Raw genomic sequence first — 15,173 nt, 5'->3', positions numbered from 1 at the left:
GTCGAAATCAGGAATCTGCCGGGGCGCGCCCGCTGCAGCAGTGGGCACGCAGCGGGCGGGGAGGCGTCTCAGCGGGCCTTGACCTTCTTGGCGGGCTTGAGCCGTGCGGCGCCGATGGCGACCAGCACCGCGTCGGCCACGTTCTCTTCGGTGAAGCCGAAGTGCTTGAACAGCACGGGCGCCGGGGCCGATTCGCCGTAGGTGTCGATGCCCACCACGGCGGCGCAGCCGTACTTCCACCAGCCGTCGGTCACGCCCATCTCCACGGCCACGCGGGGCACGCCGGCGGGCAGCACGCTGCCCTTGTACTTGGCGTCTTCGCGGTCGAACGTGGTCGTGCTGGGCATGGAGACCACGCGCACGGCGATCTTCTTGTCGGCCAGCAGGCGCTGGGCCTTGAGCGCCAGCTGCACTTCGGAGCCGGTGGCGATGATCACGGCCACTGCCTTCTTCTTGATGCCGACATCCGCGGGTTCGGAGAGCACGTAGGCGCCGCGCGAGATGTCGCCCAGGTCGCGCTTGGGCGCGTAGGGCAGGTTCTGGCGCGACAGCAGCAGGGCGGTGGGCTTGTTGCGGTTGGACAGGGCCACGCTCCAGGCCACGGCGGTTTCGGCCGTGTCACCGGGGCGCCACACATCCAGGTTGGGGATCAAACGCAGGCTGGCGGCGTGCTCGATGGACTGGTGGGTGGGGCCGTCTTCGCCCAGGCCGATGGAGTCGTGCGTGAACACGTGGATCACGCGCTGCTTCATCAGCGCGGCCATGCGGATGGCGTTGCGGCTGTAGTCGCTGAACGTGAGGAAGGTGCCGCCGTACGGGATGAAGCCGCCGTGCAGCGCGATGCCGTTCATGATCGCGGCCATGCCGAACTCGCGCACGCCGTAGTTGATGTGGCGCCCGCCGATCTTCTGGCCGTTTTCCAGCGTGGTCTGTACCACGTGGCCCTGCATGTCAAAACGCAGGTTGGGGGTGCTCTTGGTGTTGGTGAGGTTGGAGCCCGTCAGGTCGGCGCTGCCACCCAGCAGTTCGGGCAGCGCGGCGGTGAAGGCTTCCAGCGCCAGCTGGCTGGCCTTGCGGCTGGCCACGGTCTCGCCCTTGGTGTGGGCCGCCACCACGGCGTCCACGGCCACTTGCGCGAAGTTGGCGGGCAGGTTGCCCTCCATGCGGCGCGTGAGTTCGGCGGCCAGCTCGGGGAAGGCGGCGCTGTAGGCGGCAAAGCGCTCGTTCCACGCGGCCTCTGCAGCCTGGCCGTTGGCCTTGGCATCCCAGCCGGCGTACACGTCGTCCGGGACCACGAAGGGCTCGCTGGTCCAGCCCAGGGCTTCGCGCGTGAGCTTGATTTCTTCCGCGCCCAGCGGCTCGCCGTGGGCCTTGGCGGTGTTGGCGCGGTTCGGGCTGCCCTTGCCGATGTGCGTCTTGCACACGATGAGGGTGGGGCGCTCGGTCTGCTTCTTGGCTTCCACGATGGCGGCGGCCACCTTGTCGGCGTCGTGGCCGTCGATGGGGCCGATCACGTTCCAGCCGCTGGCCACGAAGCGCAGGGGGGTGTTGTCGGCGAACCAGGGGGCGACCTGGCCGTCGATGCTGATGCCGTTGTCGTCATACAGCGCGATCAGCTTGTTGAGCTTCCAGGCGCCAGCCAGCGACACGGCCTCGTGGCTGATGCCTTCCATCAGGCAGCCGTCGCCCAGGAACACGTAGGTGTTGTGGTCCACCACCGCGTGGCCTTCGCGGTTGAACTCGGAGGCCAGCAGCTTTTCGGCCAGCGCGAAGCCCACGGCATTGGTGATGCCCTGGCCCAGCGGGCCGGTGGTGGTTTCCACGCCAGCGGTGTAGCCCACTTCGGGGTGTCCTGGCGTCTTGCTGTGCAGCTGGCGGAAGTTCTTGAGTTCGCCAATGGGCAGGTCGTAGCCGGTGAGGTGCAGCAGCGCGTACAGCAGCATCGAGCCGTGGCCGTTGGAGAGCACGAAGCGGTCGCGGTCGAACCACTGGGGATTCGTGGGGTTGTGCTTGAGGTGGCGGCTCCACAGCGCCACGGCCATGTCGGCCATGCCCATCGGGGCGCCGGGGTGGCCGGAGTTGGCTTGTTGAACGGCGTCCATGGCCAATGCGCGGATCGCATTTGCCATCTGTTGGGATTGCTGGGTGTTGGCCATGGGGGAGGGTTCAGGGTGGGAGGTTCAGGGGAAACCCGGCATTTTACCGGGGCGGCGCCCCCGCCCCTCCACCGGCGGCCTGGAGCCCGGAGCGCGGTCCCCCGCGCTGGCGGCTTTTGCCCCGGCGGAAGGCGCACGGCCCGCGCGCAGCCCGCGGCACATCTGCGCTCCGTGATCGGCCGCCGCACCGCGGCCTTCCAGACCTTCAATTTTGAATCAAATAGGGCGCCAGCGCTTGTCTATAAAGCGCTGGAAGCTATCAAATCAGGATCTGTCTTGGGCTCAGTCGGGCGCCAGCAGGCCCAGCCGCCGGGCCATGCGCACGGCCTGCACGCGGTTGCTGACCTCCAGGCTGCGGAAGATGGCACCCGTGTGCGCCTTCACGGTCGCCTCGCTCATGCCGAGCTGGCGCGCGATCACCTTGTTGGCATGCCCGTTCGCCAGGCCGTGCAACACCTCGACCTGCCGGGGGGTCAGGGCGGCGCAGGCGGACGCTCGGGCCGCCGTGCTCAGGAGCATGGGCGGCAGGTAGATGCCGCCGGCCAGCACCAGATGCAGGGCGTTGAGCATCACGGCGGCGCGTTCGCGCTTGGAGATGAACCCCATGGCGCCCGCGTCCAGCACGTCGCGGACCACGGCGGGGTCTTCGCGGGCGGAGAGCACCACCACCGGCACGCCGGGCGCCAGCGCCAGCAGGCGTTCCAGGCCGCCGCCACCCGGCGCGCTGGCGTCGCGGCCCGGCATGTCCAGGTCCACCAGGGCGAGGGCGGCATCGGGATGCTCCACCACCAGCGACGCCGCGCTGGCGTAGTCGTTCGCCTCCAGCACCTGGGCCTGAGGGTCCAGTGCCGACAGCAGGTGCTGCAGTCCTTCGCGGAACAGCGTGTGGTCGTCGGCAAGGATGATCTTCATGGTGGCGACACTATGGGGGGTGTCGGTGCCCGCGAAACGGCGGCCCACGATCGCGCGCAGGCGTGATCCGGTAATAGTTGGCACAAGCGGCTTCGGGTGGCCGGGCCGGGGTTGCGGGGCAGGGGCTGTCATGGGCCGCGCAGGCTACCCGAGCGCCCGGCGCATCGCCCTACCCCGGCGGGATAGTCCGTGGCGCCGCGCGCGCGACCACCGTCTGGGCGCTGGACCGCCGGGACCGGCCGGGGTGGCGCCAGCCCGGCCGCGATGCGGGCCCGAAAGCCCGGCGCCGCCCGCCCCCGTGATGCACTACAGTGCGGGCCATGCAAGGACTGCACCTCACCGCCGATCTCCATGGCTGCCGCTGCGCCCCCGTGTGGCTGCTCGATGCCGCCGCCCTGGGCCAGGCCTGCGGCGACGCCGTGCGCGCCGCCGGGCTGCAGCCCGTGGGCCAGCTGTTCCACGGATTTCCCGCCACCGCCCACGGACCTGGCGGGGTGACCGCCACCGTGCTGCTGGCCGAGTCGCACCTGTGCGTGCACACCTGGCCCGAACAGCAGGCCGTCACGCTCGACGTCTATGTGTGCAACTTCGGTGCGGACCATTCGGGCAAGGCGCGCGCGCTCCTGGAGGCGCTCGTGGCCCTGTTCGCACCCACGGCCGTGCAGCGCCACGCGCTGCAGCGGGGCGCCCTGCAGGAGGCCGTGGCGTGAGCGCGGGTGCCGCGGCGCCGGCCGCCGCCACCGGGGGGCAGGTCCCCGCCATGCTGCTGGCCGCAGGCCGTGGCGAGCGCATGCGTCCGCTGACCGACACCATCCCCAAACCCCTGCTGCAGGTGCAGGGCCAGCCGCTGCTGCAGTGGCACCTGGCGGCGCTGCAGGAAGCGGGTGTGGAGCAGGTGGTGATCAACACCGCATGGCTGGGTGGACAGATCAGCCACCACTTTTCCGATGTTTTTGGCCTCCAGCGCCGGGTGGACAAGCGCAAGCAGCTATCCATTTCATACTCGCACGAAGGCGTGGACTTTGGCGGCGCACTGGAAACCGCCGGCGGCATCGCCCGCGCCCTGCCCCGGTTGGGCCCCGTGTTCTGGCTGGCGGCGGGCGATGTGTTTGCGCCCGACTTCGTGTTCGGCAGCGCCGCCGTGTCGGCCTTCGAGGCCAGCGGCCACCTGGCCCACCTGTGGCTGGTGCCCAACCCGGCCCACAACCTGCGCGGCGACTTCGGGCTGTCGGCGGACGGGTTGGCACTGAACCTGCCCGCCGACGACCCCGCGCCGCGCTACACCTACAGCACCATCGCCCTGCTGCGCGCCGGGCTGTTCGCGGCGCCCTGGTGCGACATTCCGGCCGGCAACCCGGATGGCATCAAAGCCCCGCTGGCGCCGCTGCTTCGCCGCGCGATGGACAATGGCCGGGTCAGCGCACAGCTCTACACCGGACGCTGGACCGATGTGGGGACCCCCGAGCGCCTGGCTGAACTCAATTCTCTCTCTGCTGCCCGTCCATGAACACCACCGTGCCTGCCTCCATCTACGCCCAACGCCGCGCGCGGCTTGCTGCCCAGCTGGGCGCGGGGGGCATCGCCATCATTCCCACGGCGCCGGAGCGCCCGCGCAACCGGGACACCGACTTCCTGTTCCGCCACGACAGCTACTTCTACTACCTGACCGGCTTCATCGAGCCGGGGGCATGCCTTGTGGTCGCGCAGGACGGGTGCAGCACCCTGTTCTGCCAGCCCAAGGACCTGGAGCGCGAGATCTGGGACGGCTACCGGCTGGGCCCTGCTGCGGCGCCCGGGGCGCTGGGCGTGCAAGCCGCCCATTCCATCGCCGAGCTGGACGCCAAGCTGCCCCGCCTGCTGGAGAACCGCCACCGCGTGTGGTACCCGTTTGCCATCCACAGCGGCCTGGCGGCGCGGGTGGAAGGGTGGCTGAACGCGGTGCGCGCGCGCGTGCGCTACGGCGCGCTGTGCCCGGCGGAGCAGAACGATGTGTGCACGCTGCTCGACGAGATGCGGCTCATCAAGGACGCGCACGAGCAGGACATCATGCGCCGCGCCAGCGACATCAGCGCCAGGGCGCACATCCGCGCCATGCAGCGCTCGGCCCGCATGCTGCGCGCCGGCCAGGACGTGCGCGAGTACCACCTGGATGCCGAGCTGCTGCACGCGTTTCGCGACGAGGGCTCGCAGTACCCGGCCTACAGCTCCATCGTGGCGGCCGGGGCCAACGCCTGCGTGCTGCACTACCGCGCGGACGCCGCCCCGGTGCGCGACGGCGAGCTGGTGCTCATCGACGCCGGCTGCGAGCTTGACGGCTACGCCAGCGACATCACCCGCACCTTCCCGGCCAACGGCCGCTTCACCGGGCCGCAGCGCGCGCTGTACGACCTGGTGCTGGCCAGCCAGGACGCGGCGGTGGCGGCCACCAAGGCCGGCGCGCGCTTCAACGACCCGCACGACGCCACCGTGGCCGTGCTGGCGCAGGGCATGCTGGACCTGGGCCTGCTCGACAGGAACAAGGTGGGCACCGCGCAGGACGTGATCGACACGCGCGCCTACTTCCAGTTCTACATGCACCGCACGGGCCACTGGCTGGGCATGGACGTGCATGACTGCGGCAGCTACGTGGAACCCGATGAGGTCGGGGCGGTGAGCGAGCGCAAGGACCCGCTGTCGGGCGAGACCATCACCAACCGCCCCAGCCGCGTGCTGCGCCCGGGCATGGTGCTCACCATCGAGCCCGGCATCTACGTGCGGCCGGCCGACGGGGTGCCCGAGCAGTTCCACCACATCGGCATCCGCATCGAGGACGACGCCATCGTCACCGAGACGGGCTGCGAGCTGATCACGCGCGGCGTGCCGGTGAAGGCCGACGAGATCGAAGCGCTGATGCGCGGCTGAGGCCGAGGGATGGCCAGGGTCCATGATGGCTTCTGATACCGCCGTGCCCGCGCACCTTGCCACGCGCTCCCCCCGCGCGCAGAAGTGGCGCCTGGGGGCCGCGCTGTGGCTGCTGGGCCTGCCGGGCGTCGTGGCCGTGGTGTGGGCGCTGGTCCCGCCCCTGGCCGCCCACCAGGCCTTGCTGCCGCTGCCGCTGTGGGCCATGGTGCTGCTCAGCGGCCTGCAGACCGCGGTCCTGCTGGCCCTGTGCGTGGCACTGGGTGTGGCGCTGGCGCCCCGCGTGGGGCTGGCGGCGCCTGCCGTGTCGGCCTGGCTGCAGGGCGAGCCGGTGGCCGGGCCCTTCGGGCGCCAGTGGGCGCCGGGGCTTGTGGGCGGGCTCGCGGGCGCACTGTGGCTGTGGGGCCTCTCGCTGGTGGCGCCGCAGGCGCTCAGGCCCTCCGACCCGGCCGGTGCCGCATCCCTGGGGGTCAAGCTGCTCTATGGCGGGATTTCCGAGGAACTGCTGGTGCGCTGGGGCGTGATGAGCCTGCTGCTGTGGCTGGGCTGGCGCTTCGTGCAGCGCGGCCAGGGCACGCCGGGCCGTGGCATCGTGGCGGCCGCCGTGGTGGCCAGCGCCCTGCTGTTTGCGCTGGGGCATCTGCCGGCCGCGCAGGCCATGGCCGGGGTGCTCACCCCCTCCGTGGTGGCGTTCGTGCTGGTGGGCAACACCGCCTTCGGGCTGGTGGCGGGATGGCTCTATGCCCGGCATGGGCTGGAGGCCGCCATCCTGGCCCATGTGCTGGCGCACGCCCTGTCGCATCCCTTCGTCTGACCGCTGCGTGCGGCCGTGCGGGGGCGCGCGTCAGCGAAGCTCGGCGCACACCTCCCGGACCAGCCCGCGCAGCCACTGGTGCGCGGGATCGGCTTGCAGCCGGGGGTGCCACAGCAGCGACACCGTGATCTGCGGCACCGGGACGGGCAGTGCAAAGCTGGACATGCCGGCGCGCAGGTTGCCGGTGTGGTGTTCGGGAACCGTGGCAACCAGGTCGGAGCCGCGCGCCAGCGCTAGCGCGGTGGAAAAGCCCCCCACCACGGTGGCGATCTGCCGCGCCAGGCCCAGGGGCGCGAGGGCATCGTCCACGGGCCCCCGGTCCCGCCCCTTCCGCGACACGAGCACATGCCTGCCGGCCGCATAGCGGGCCGGCGTGATCTCGCCCGCGCACAGCGGGTGCCCCGCGCGCACGACCCCCACGAAGCGGTCGCGGAACAGGGCCTGCGCCCGCACCTCGGGGCCCATGGCGTCGCCCACCACGCCGGTCTCCAGGTCGACGGTTCCATCGCGCAGCGGGGCGCTGTGCCTGTCGGTCTTCTGCACGAAGCGCAGCTGCACCCCGGGGGCGGCCTCGCCCACGCGGGCGAGGAGGCCGGGGCCAAAGTTCTCCGCAAAGCCGTCGCTGCAGCGCAGCGTGAAAGACCGGGCCCATTGGGCGGGGTCGGACGCCGATGCGGGGCGCAGGACGGCCTCGGTGTCCTGCACGAGCTGGCTGACCTTGTCGCGCAGCTCCAGTGCGCGTGGCGTCGGCACCAGTCCGCGCCCGGCCCTGACGAGCAGCGGGTCGCCGGTGGTGTCGCGCAGCCGGGCGAGCGCCCGGCTCATCGCGGAAGGACTCAGGTGCAGGCGCTCGGCGGCCCGCGCCACGTTGCCCTCCGCAAGCAACACATCCAGGGTGACCAGCAGGTTGAGATCAGGCCGCAGCATGGCGGGACCATAGCACGCCGGTCCGTGGCATGGCGTCTGATGCATGTATGGAATGCAAATGCTGCGCCTTCCGCCGGGCCACGTGCCTGGCTACGCTGGAGTGGCTGGTTTTCCAGGGGCGCCGACCGGGCACCCGCGAACCATCGCCTCCCGAGGAGACCCTCCGCCATGACACCCCCCACCCGCACCGCCATTCCCCCGCAAGCGACTTTTTCCCTGCCGCCCCAGCCTGCCGCGGGCGGGCCGCAGGCCACCGGCCCCTCGGACAGCCGGTGGGCGCTGGCGAGCCTTGCGCTGTCCATGCTGCTGTCCTCGCTGGGCACCAGCATCGTCAACGTCGGCTTGCCCACGCTGGCGCAGGCGCTGGACGTGCCCTTTCAGGAAGTGCAATGGGTGGTGCTGGCCTACCTGCTGGCCATCACCACGGCCGTGGTCGGCGTGGGCCGGCTGGGCGACGTGGTGGGCCGCCGGCGGTTGCTGCTGGCGGGGCTGGCCCTGTTCACGGGGGCCTCGGCCCTGTGCGCCGCGGCCCCCACGCTGGGGCTCCTGGTCGCCGCCCGGGCGCTGCAGGGGCTGGGCGCGGCCGCGATGATGGCGCTCACGATGGCCTTCGTGGGCGAGACCGTCTCCAAGGACCGGGCGGGCAGCGCCATGGGCCTGCTGGGCACCATGTCCGCCGTGGGCACGGCCCTGGGGCCGACGCTGGGCGGTGTGCTGATCGCCCAGGCCGGCTGGCCGATGATCTTTCTCATCAACCTGCCGCTGGGCGCCCTGGGCCTGCTGCTGGTGCGCCGCCACCTGCCGGCGGACCGCCTGGCCGCAGGGGACAGGCCCGGGTTCGACCCCCTGGGCACGGTGCTGCTGGCCCTCGCGCTGGGGGCCTACGCGCTGGCCATGACGATGGGGCGTGGCGGCTGGGGCCTGCTGAACGGGGCGCTGCTGTGCCTTGCGGCGCTGGGGGCATGCCTGTTCGTGTGGGCCCAGGCGCGCGTGGCCGCGCCCCTGGTCCGGTTGTCGGTGTTGCGCCTCCCCGGCTTGGGCGCGGGCCTGGCCACCACCACCCTCGTGACCACGGTGGTGATGGCGACGCTGGTGGTGGGGCCGTTCTATCTGTCGGGGGCGCTGGGGCTCGGTGCCGCGCAGGTCGGGCTCGCCATGTCGTGTGGCCCGCTGGTGTCCGCGCTGGTGGGCCTTCCCGCGGGCAGGGCCGTGGACAGGCTGGGCGCGCATTCCATGGGGCTGGCCGGGCTCGCCGCCATGCTCGCCGGGTGCGCCGGCCTGGCGCTGGCGCCGCTCGCGTGGGGCGTGCCGGGCTATGTCGTCCCGCTGGCGGTCTTGACGGCGGGCTATGCCCTGTTCCAGGCGGCCAACAACACCGCGGTCATGGCCCACGCAGAACCCGGCACGCGGGGTGTCGTGGCGGGGTTGCTCAACCTGTCGCGCAACCTGGGGCTCATCACGGGAGCTTCCACCATGGGGGCCGTGTTCGCGATGGGCGCGGCGCTGGCGCATGCCGTGGGGGCTTCAGGGATGCCCATGGTGGCGGGCATGCGGGCCACGTTCATGGCCGCCGCGCTGCTGATGGTGGGGGCCATGGCCCTCATGCTGGGCAGCCGTGCGCGCAGGCGCCAAGGATGCCCTCCGGGCATCGGCTGAGGGCGGCTGGTAATCGGCATGTAACCGCTTCGTGTGAGAATTGAAATTCGATTACATACCCACAGAAAGAGACAAGCCCATGCCTACCCGCCGCGCCACCAAGATTGTTGCCACCCTGGGCCCCGCATCGAGCGACCCGGCACTGCTGGAGGCCATGATCCGCGCGGGGGTGAACGTGGTGCGGCTGAACTTCAGCCACGGCAAGGCGCAGGACCACATCGACCGCGCCGCCACGGTGCGCGCCGCGGCCCAGCGCGCGGGCCGCGAAGTGGCCATCATGGCCGACCTGCAGGGCCCCAAGATCCGCGTGGGCAAGTTCGCCGAGGGCAAGGTGCAACTGGAATCGGGCGCCAAGTTCGTGCTCGACGCCTCGCGCACGGAGCTGGGCGACATCGACGGCGTGGGGCTGGACTACAAGGAGCTGCCGCGCGACGTGAAGGCGGGCGACCTGCTGCTGCTCAACGACGGGCTGATCGTGCTCACCGTGGATGCGGTGCGCGGCGAAGAGGTGCACACCACCGTCAAGGTGGGCGGCGAGCTGTCCAACAACAAGGGCATCAACAAGAAGGGCGGGGGCCTCACGGCACCGGCCCTCACCGCCAAGGACATGGAAGACATCCGCACGGCCATGAGCTTCCAGGCCGACTATGTGGCGGTGAGCTTTCCGAAGAACGCGACCGACATGGAAATGGCGCGCCAGTTGTGCAACGTGGCCGCGTCCGAGTACCGCCACAAGCCGGGCCTGATCGCCAAGATCGAACGCGCCGAGGCCATCCCGCACCTGGAAGCCATCCTGCGCGTGAGCGACGGCATCATGGTGGCGCGCGGCGACCTGGCCGTGGAAGTGGGCAACGCGGCCGTGCCCGCCTTGCAAAAGAAGATGATCCGCATGGCGCGCGAACAGGACAAGGTCGTGATCACCGCCACGCAGATGATGGAAAGCATGATCACCAACCCCGTGCCCACGCGCGCCGAGGTGAGCGACGTGGCCAACGCCGTGCTGGACGGCACCGACGCCGTGATGCTGAGCGCCGAGACAGCCGCCGGCCGCTACCCGCTCGAGACGGTGGAAGAAATGGCCACCATCTGCGCGGCGGCCGAGGCGGCCGAAGACCACCAGCTCGACGCCGACTTCACCGGCCAGACCTTCGGCCGGATCGACCAGTCCATCGCCATGGGCGCGCTGTTCACGGCCCACCACCTGGGCGCCAAGGCCATTGTGGCCATGACCGACAGCGGCGCGACGGCACTGTGGATGAGCCGGCACAGCATCGACATTCCGATCTATGCGCTCACGCCCAAGGTCGCCACGCAGCGCAAGATGGCCATGTACCGCAACGTGCGCCCCTTGCTCATGGACACCAGCGCAGACCGCGACACGGCGCTGGAGCAGGCCGAGCGCCACCTCAAGAGCCGCAACATCGTGCAAAAGGGCGATGTCTACGCCATCACCTGCGGCGAGCCCATGGGCGCCCCCGGCGGCACCAACATGCTGAAGATCTGCGTGGCCAGTTGAGCGCGGCCGCCGGAGCGGCGACGCCGTCTCACCCCGCACCCGGCTTCACTGGGACGGGGCGCCGTGCCCTGGCAGGTCCTGCTCCCCGGTATCGGCGGGGCGGGGCCGCGCCAGTTTCTGAAACCCCAGGTCGCACAGCCAGCCCGACACCCAGCACAGCCAGCCCGTCCAGAGCGTGTGGCTCATGAAGTGCGCGCCGCGCACCTGCTGGGCGCCGCCCAGGACCAGGCCCGCCGCCACGGCCGCGGCCAGCCACCAGCGCGCCGCCGCGGGTTCCTTGCGGCGCAGCGCAAAGTAGCCGCCGATGAAGGCGAACCCGGCCGAGGCATGGCCCGCCGGAAAGCAGCGCCCGCCGCCGCCGTCGGCCACGCCCAGCGCCCAGTGGGACGCATAGCGCGCCACGCCGCCGAACTCCGCGAGGTCCCAGGGGCAGCTCGTGTCGCTCAGGTTCTTGGCGATGCTCACCACCGCGAGCGCCAGCAGCGCGCTCAGGGCCATCTGCAGGCGCTCGCCGGTATCGATGCGCCGCAGCACCCCGCGCGGCGGCCACCACACGCCCACCACGAGCAGCAGCACCAGCAGCCACGCCAGGCGGCGTGCGCCTTCATGGAGCACGTGCACGAAGAACCACTGCTCCCGCAGGGGGAATCCCGTGGCCGAGCCAAATGCACGGGCGAGCGGAATGTCTTGCCCCCCCGCGTCCCAGGCCACCACGGCGGCCAGCAGGCCGAGTGTCCACAGGAGCAGGAATCGATGGCGGGCCGGGAAGGGATGGGGATGGGAAGGCGAAGATGGCATGCCCGGACCATAGAAGGCCGCACTTAACACCGCCTTAATGGCGGGCAGCGGCTGGTCCGGGGGCGCCGGGCCCGGCGACAATCGCCGCATGCGAATACTCGTTGTCGAAGACGATGCCGGCATCGCCAGCGGGCTGCGTGCCAACCTGCACCAGCGCGGCTACGCGGTGGACGTGTGCGATGGCGTGGCCAGTGCGTGGAGCGCGCTGCGCGCCGAGCGCTTTGATGCCGTGCTGCTGGACCTGGGGCTGGCCGACGGAGACGGCGGCGAATTGCTCCGGCGGCTGCGGCTGAGCCCGGCCCCGGGCGCTGCCGCCGCGGCTCCGGGGCTGCCCGATCCGTCCACCCCCGTGCTCATCGTCACCGCCCGTGACCAGGTGCACCAGCGCATCGCGGGGCTGGACCAGGGCGCCGACGACTACCTGGCCAAGCCCTTCGATATCGATGAGCTGGACGCGCGCCTGCGGGCCCTGCTGCGCCGGGCCGCCGGCCGGGCGTCCCCCACCATCCGCTACGCAGACATCGAAATGGACCCCGCTGCGCGGACTGTCCACCAGGGCGGCAAGGCGGTGGAGATGTCGCCGCGGGAGTTTTCGGTGCTGCTGGTGCTGCTGGAAGCGCGGGGGCGCGTGCTCTCGCGCCAGCAGATCGAAGAGCGCCTGTACAGCTGGGACGCGGCCATCGAGAGCAACGCGGTGGAGGTCCACATCCACCACCTGCGCCGCAAGCTGGGCAGCGCGTGCATCCAGACCATGCGCGGCGTGGGCTATTTCATGCCCCAGGAGCCCGCGGAATGAGTGATTCTCCTGCGGCCTCTGCGGCCCGTGTTCGCCGGCCGTCCCTGACGCGCCAGCTGCTGCTGTGGTGCCTTGGAGCGCTGGCGCTGGTGTGGGGCAGCTTCGTGTTCATCGGCTACCAGACGGGGGTGCACGAGGCGGACGAACTGACCGACGGGCACCTGGCCAGCGTGGCCGCCCTGCTGCTGAACCTGCGTGCGACCGAGGCCGCCGAGGGGCCGCAGGTCACCCAGCGCGCCCCCACGCCCTGGCTCAAGTCGCACGACTACCAGCAGTCCCTCAGCGTCGTGCAGTGGGACGCGCAGGGCCGCATGCTCCATCACAGCGGCACCGCGCCGGCGCCGGCCTTTGGCGAGGTCGAGGGATTCGCCAACATGGCGCTCGGGCCGGACGGGACGGTGTGGCGCAGCTTCTCGCAATGGGACGCCGCGCGGATGCGCAAGATCATGGTGCTGCTGGAGCTGCGCGAGCGCGATGAACTCGCGCAGGACATCGCCGAGCAGATGATCGAGCCCGGCCTCTGGCTGCTTCCCGTGGTGTCGCTCGCGCTGGGCCTGGCCCTGTGGCGGGGTTTGCGGCCGCTGTATGCCCTGTCGGCCGACGTGGCCGCCCTCGACCCCGCCAGCGCGCCGCGCCTGGCCTCGCGCCATGCGTGGAGCGAATTCGAGTCGGTGGTCGCCTCCATCAACACCTTGCTGGACCGCCAGCAGGCGGCGCTGGTGCGCGAGCGGCGGCTGGCCAACGAAGTCGCCCACGAGCTGCGCACGCCGCTGTCCTCCATCGCGCTGCAGGCCAGCGCCCTGGCCGGAGACCTGGAGGCCGGTGCCAGGGCGCAGGCCATCGCGCGCATCGGCCAGGATGCCCTGCGGGCCGGCCATGTGCTCAACCAGCTGCTGGCCCTGGCCCGCGCGAGCCGGGCTGAGCTGCACGAGGCCAAGGCGCCGGTGGACCTGTGCGCCGTGGCCCGCCAGGTCTGCGCCGACTACGCGCAGGCGGCATGGCAGCGGGGCGACGACATGGTGCTGTCGGCCCCGCCGGAGCTCTGGGTGTCCGGGCATGTGCTGCTGCTGGACATCGCCGCGCGCAATCTGGTGGAAAACGCGCTCAAGCACACGCCGCAAGGCACGCACATCGCGGTGCAGGTGGGGGCGTCTGACGGGGCGGGTGCATGGCTGCAGGTGTGCGACGACGGCGCCCGGCGCCCTGGCGATGCTCCCGCCTCCGGGGGAGCGAGGGGCACCTCCGACAGCCTGCATCTGGGCCACGAGATCCTGCGGCGGGTGGCGGACATCCACGGCGGCCAGTTCGGCGCGGCACCGGCCTCCGCGCCCTTTACCACCTGTTTCCGGTTGGATTTGCCCCTGCCGCCGTCCGCGCCCCCCGGTTAAAATCACGGGTTACCAAGCGGTTACCACCGCACTGCCAGGCTGACAGCGCCTTCCTCCAACCTTCAACGGACCCTACGACCATGCCCCTCGTTTCGATGCGCGAACTGCTCGACCATGCCGCCGCCCACAGCTACGGCATCCCTGCCTTCAACGTCAACAACCTGGAACAGGTCCAGGCCGTGATGGCCGCCGCCGACGAAGTGGGCGCGCCGGTCATCCTGCAGGCCAGCGCTGGCGCGCGCAAGTACGCGGGCGAGCCTTTCATCAAGCACCTGATCCAGGCCGCCGTCGAGGCCTTCCCGCACATCCCCCTGGTGATGCACCAGGACCACGGAACCTCGCCCAAGGTGTGCGCCGGCGCCATCGACCTGGGCTTCGGCTCGGTCATGATGGACGGCTCCCTGATGGAAGACGGCAAGACGCCGGCATCGTTCGAGTACAACGTCGACGTGACGCGCAAGGTCGTGGAGATGGCCCACAAGGTGGGTGTCACGGTCGAAGGCGAGCTGGGCTGCCTGGGCAACCTGGAAACCGGCGAGGCTGGCGAGGAAGACGGCATCGGCGCCGAAGGCAAGCTGGACCACAGCCAGATGCTGACCGACCCCGAGGAAGCCGCCGTGTTCGTCAAGGCCACCCAGCTCGACGCGCTGGCCATCGCCATCGGCACCAGCCATGGCGCGTACAAGTTCAGCCGCAAGCCCACCGGCGACATTCTGGCCATCAGCCGGGTCAAGGAAATCCACAAGCGCATTCCCAACACCCACCTGGTGATGCATGGCTCCTCGTCGGTGCCCGCCGAACTGCTGGCCATCATCAACCAGTACGGCGGCAAGATGAAGGAAACCTACGGGGTGCCGGTCGAGGAGATCCAGGAAGCCATCAAGTTCGGCGTGCGCAAGATCAACATCGACACCGACATCCGCCTGGCCATGACCGGCGCGGTGCGCAAGTTCCTGGCCGAGAACCCCGACAAGTTCGATGCCCGCGAATGGCTCAAGCCCGCCCGCGAGGCCGCCAAGCAGGTGTGCAAGCAGCGTTACCTGGAGTTCGGCTGCGAAGGCCAGGGCAGCAAGATCAAGGGCCTGAGCCTGCAGGCCGTGGCGGCCCAGTACGCCGCGGGTACGCTGGCGCAAGTGGTGAACTGATCGTTGGCACGAGGCCCTGCGGGGCCGCTGCCCAGCCTGGTTGCGTTGTGCTGCCAGGCTTTTTTTTGCCTGTCTGCATGCAGAGACTGGGGAGTTCCCTCTACAGCAGACAAAGGTGACAGCGACAAGATCTTCTTCATGTAAGCTCGCGGTCAGCTTGCCCACCG

Annotated in this window: 13 protein-coding genes; 9 read left to right on the top strand and 4 right to left on the bottom strand. The window is 70.8% G+C overall.

The features are described 5' to 3' along the window. Positions 1-68 precede the first annotated feature (68 nt). Entirely contained in the window at positions 69-2,156 is a 2,088-nt protein-coding gene (tkt, locus tag AC07OC_RS09605; RefSeq protein WP_218297891.1) for a transketolase, read from the bottom strand. A gap of 282 nt (positions 2,157-2,438) precedes the next feature. Next, on the bottom strand, positions 2,439-3,068 hold the full coding sequence (locus AC07OC_RS09600) for a response regulator transcription factor (protein WP_218341773.1): 630 nt from the start codon (positions 3,066-3,068) through the stop codon (positions 2,439-2,441). A 320-nt stretch (positions 3,069-3,388) separates the two neighbouring features. Between AC07OC_RS09600 and AC07OC_RS09595 the strand changes: the two genes are divergently transcribed. From AC07OC_RS09595 to AC07OC_RS09580, 4 genes are read left to right on the top strand one after another with little or no spacing between them, the layout of a single operon-like run. Continuing rightward, positions 3,389-3,778, top strand: a complete 390-nt coding sequence (locus tag AC07OC_RS09595; RefSeq protein ID WP_218297889.1) for an S-adenosylmethionine decarboxylase family protein — start codon at positions 3,389-3,391, stop codon at positions 3,776-3,778. Between the two features lie 50 nt (positions 3,779-3,828). Continuing rightward, entirely contained in the window at positions 3,829-4,575 is a 747-nt protein-coding gene (locus AC07OC_RS09590; RefSeq protein ID WP_218341806.1) for a nucleotidyltransferase family protein, read from the top strand. Next, complete coding sequence (locus tag AC07OC_RS09585; protein ID WP_218297888.1) at positions 4,572-5,969, top strand: aminopeptidase P N-terminal domain-containing protein; 1,398 nt, start codon at positions 4,572-4,574, stop codon at positions 5,967-5,969. The genes AC07OC_RS09590 and AC07OC_RS09585 overlap by 4 nt, the downstream gene beginning before the upstream one ends. Positions 5,970-5,991: 22 nt before the next feature. Then, positions 5,992-6,780, top strand: a complete 789-nt coding sequence (locus AC07OC_RS09580; protein ID WP_255591901.1) for a CPBP family glutamic-type intramembrane protease — start codon at positions 5,992-5,994, stop codon at positions 6,778-6,780. A gap of 30 nt (positions 6,781-6,810) precedes the next feature. On the opposite strand, the gene AC07OC_RS09575 is transcribed toward AC07OC_RS09580, so the two are convergent. Then, the gene (locus AC07OC_RS09575; RefSeq protein WP_218341775.1) at positions 6,811-7,707 is read right to left on the bottom strand and encodes a LysR family transcriptional regulator; all 897 of its coding nucleotides are present in this window, start codon (positions 7,705-7,707) and stop codon (positions 6,811-6,813) included. Between the two features lie 168 nt (positions 7,708-7,875). Here AC07OC_RS09575 and AC07OC_RS09570 point away from each other — a divergent pair, with 168 nt between their 5' ends. Continuing rightward, positions 7,876-9,363: an MFS transporter gene (locus AC07OC_RS09570; protein WP_494601040.1), complete on the top strand. Its 1,488-nt coding sequence runs from the start codon at positions 7,876-7,878 to the stop codon at positions 9,361-9,363. Between the two features lie 79 nt (positions 9,364-9,442). Continuing rightward, complete coding sequence (gene pyk, locus AC07OC_RS09565; protein WP_218297886.1) at positions 9,443-10,879, top strand: pyruvate kinase; 1,437 nt, start codon at positions 9,443-9,445, stop codon at positions 10,877-10,879. 45 nt (positions 10,880-10,924) lie between these two features. Here pyk and AC07OC_RS09560 read toward each other — a convergent pair whose 3' ends face one another. Next, positions 10,925-11,677, bottom strand: coding sequence for a phosphatase PAP2 family protein (locus tag AC07OC_RS09560; RefSeq protein ID WP_218341776.1), 753 nt, complete (start codon positions 11,675-11,677; stop codon positions 10,925-10,927). Positions 11,678-11,765: 88 nt separating this feature from the next. Between AC07OC_RS09560 and AC07OC_RS09555 the strand changes: the two genes are divergently transcribed. From AC07OC_RS09555 to fba, 3 genes are all read left to right on the top strand, one after another. After that, the gene (locus AC07OC_RS09555; protein WP_218297884.1) at positions 11,766-12,473 is read left to right on the top strand and encodes a response regulator transcription factor; all 708 of its coding nucleotides are present in this window, start codon (positions 11,766-11,768) and stop codon (positions 12,471-12,473) included. Further along, on the top strand, positions 12,470-13,861 hold the full coding sequence (locus AC07OC_RS09550) for a histidine kinase dimerization/phospho-acceptor domain-containing protein (RefSeq protein WP_494601037.1): 1,392 nt from the start codon (positions 12,470-12,472) through the stop codon (positions 13,859-13,861). The genes AC07OC_RS09555 and AC07OC_RS09550 overlap by 4 nt, the downstream gene beginning before the upstream one ends. 80 nt (positions 13,862-13,941) lie before the next feature. Next, positions 13,942-15,006 carry a class II fructose-bisphosphate aldolase gene (gene fba, locus AC07OC_RS09545; protein WP_218341778.1) on the top strand — a complete coding sequence of 355 codons (1,065 nt, stop codon included), beginning with the start codon at positions 13,942-13,944 and terminating at the stop codon, positions 15,004-15,006. The last annotated feature ends 167 nt before the right edge of the window (positions 15,007-15,173 follow it).

The organism is Acidovorax sp. GW821-FHT10E04 (assembly GCF_059415185.1).
Note: the sequence above shows the minus strand (reverse complement) of the source record. Positions and strands in the feature narration are given on the sequence as shown.

Excerpts from the sequence above, each read along its gene's own strand:
- tkt (WP_218297891.1), bottom strand. The coding sequence starts at position 2,156 with ATGGCCAACACCCAGCAATCCCAACAGATGGCAAATGCGATCCGCGCA.
- AC07OC_RS09600 (WP_218341773.1), bottom strand. The coding sequence starts at position 3,068 with ATGAAGATCATCCTTGCCGACGACCACACGCTGTTCCGCGAAGGACTG.
- AC07OC_RS09595 (WP_218297889.1), top strand. The coding sequence starts at position 3,389 with ATGCAAGGACTGCACCTCACCGCCGATCTCCATGGCTGCCGCTGCGCC.
- AC07OC_RS09590 (WP_218341806.1), top strand. The coding sequence starts at position 3,829 with ATGCTGCTGGCCGCAGGCCGTGGCGAGCGCATGCGTCCGCTGACCGAC.
- AC07OC_RS09585 (WP_218297888.1), top strand. The coding sequence starts at position 4,572 with ATGAACACCACCGTGCCTGCCTCCATCTACGCCCAACGCCGCGCGCGG.
- AC07OC_RS09580 (WP_255591901.1), top strand. The coding sequence starts at position 5,992 with ATGATGGCTTCTGATACCGCCGTGCCCGCGCACCTTGCCACGCGCTCC.
- AC07OC_RS09575 (WP_218341775.1), bottom strand. The coding sequence starts at position 7,707 with ATGCTGCGGCCTGATCTCAACCTGCTGGTCACCCTGGATGTGTTGCTT.
- AC07OC_RS09570 (WP_494601040.1), top strand. The coding sequence starts at position 7,876 with ATGACACCCCCCACCCGCACCGCCATTCCCCCGCAAGCGACTTTTTCC.
- pyk (WP_218297886.1), top strand. The coding sequence starts at position 9,443 with ATGCCTACCCGCCGCGCCACCAAGATTGTTGCCACCCTGGGCCCCGCA.
- AC07OC_RS09560 (WP_218341776.1), bottom strand. The coding sequence starts at position 11,677 with ATGCCATCTTCGCCTTCCCATCCCCATCCCTTCCCGGCCCGCCATCGA.
- AC07OC_RS09555 (WP_218297884.1), top strand. The coding sequence starts at position 11,766 with ATGCGAATACTCGTTGTCGAAGACGATGCCGGCATCGCCAGCGGGCTG.
- AC07OC_RS09550 (WP_494601037.1), top strand. The coding sequence starts at position 12,470 with ATGAGTGATTCTCCTGCGGCCTCTGCGGCCCGTGTTCGCCGGCCGTCC.
- fba (WP_218341778.1), top strand. The coding sequence starts at position 13,942 with ATGCCCCTCGTTTCGATGCGCGAACTGCTCGACCATGCCGCCGCCCAC.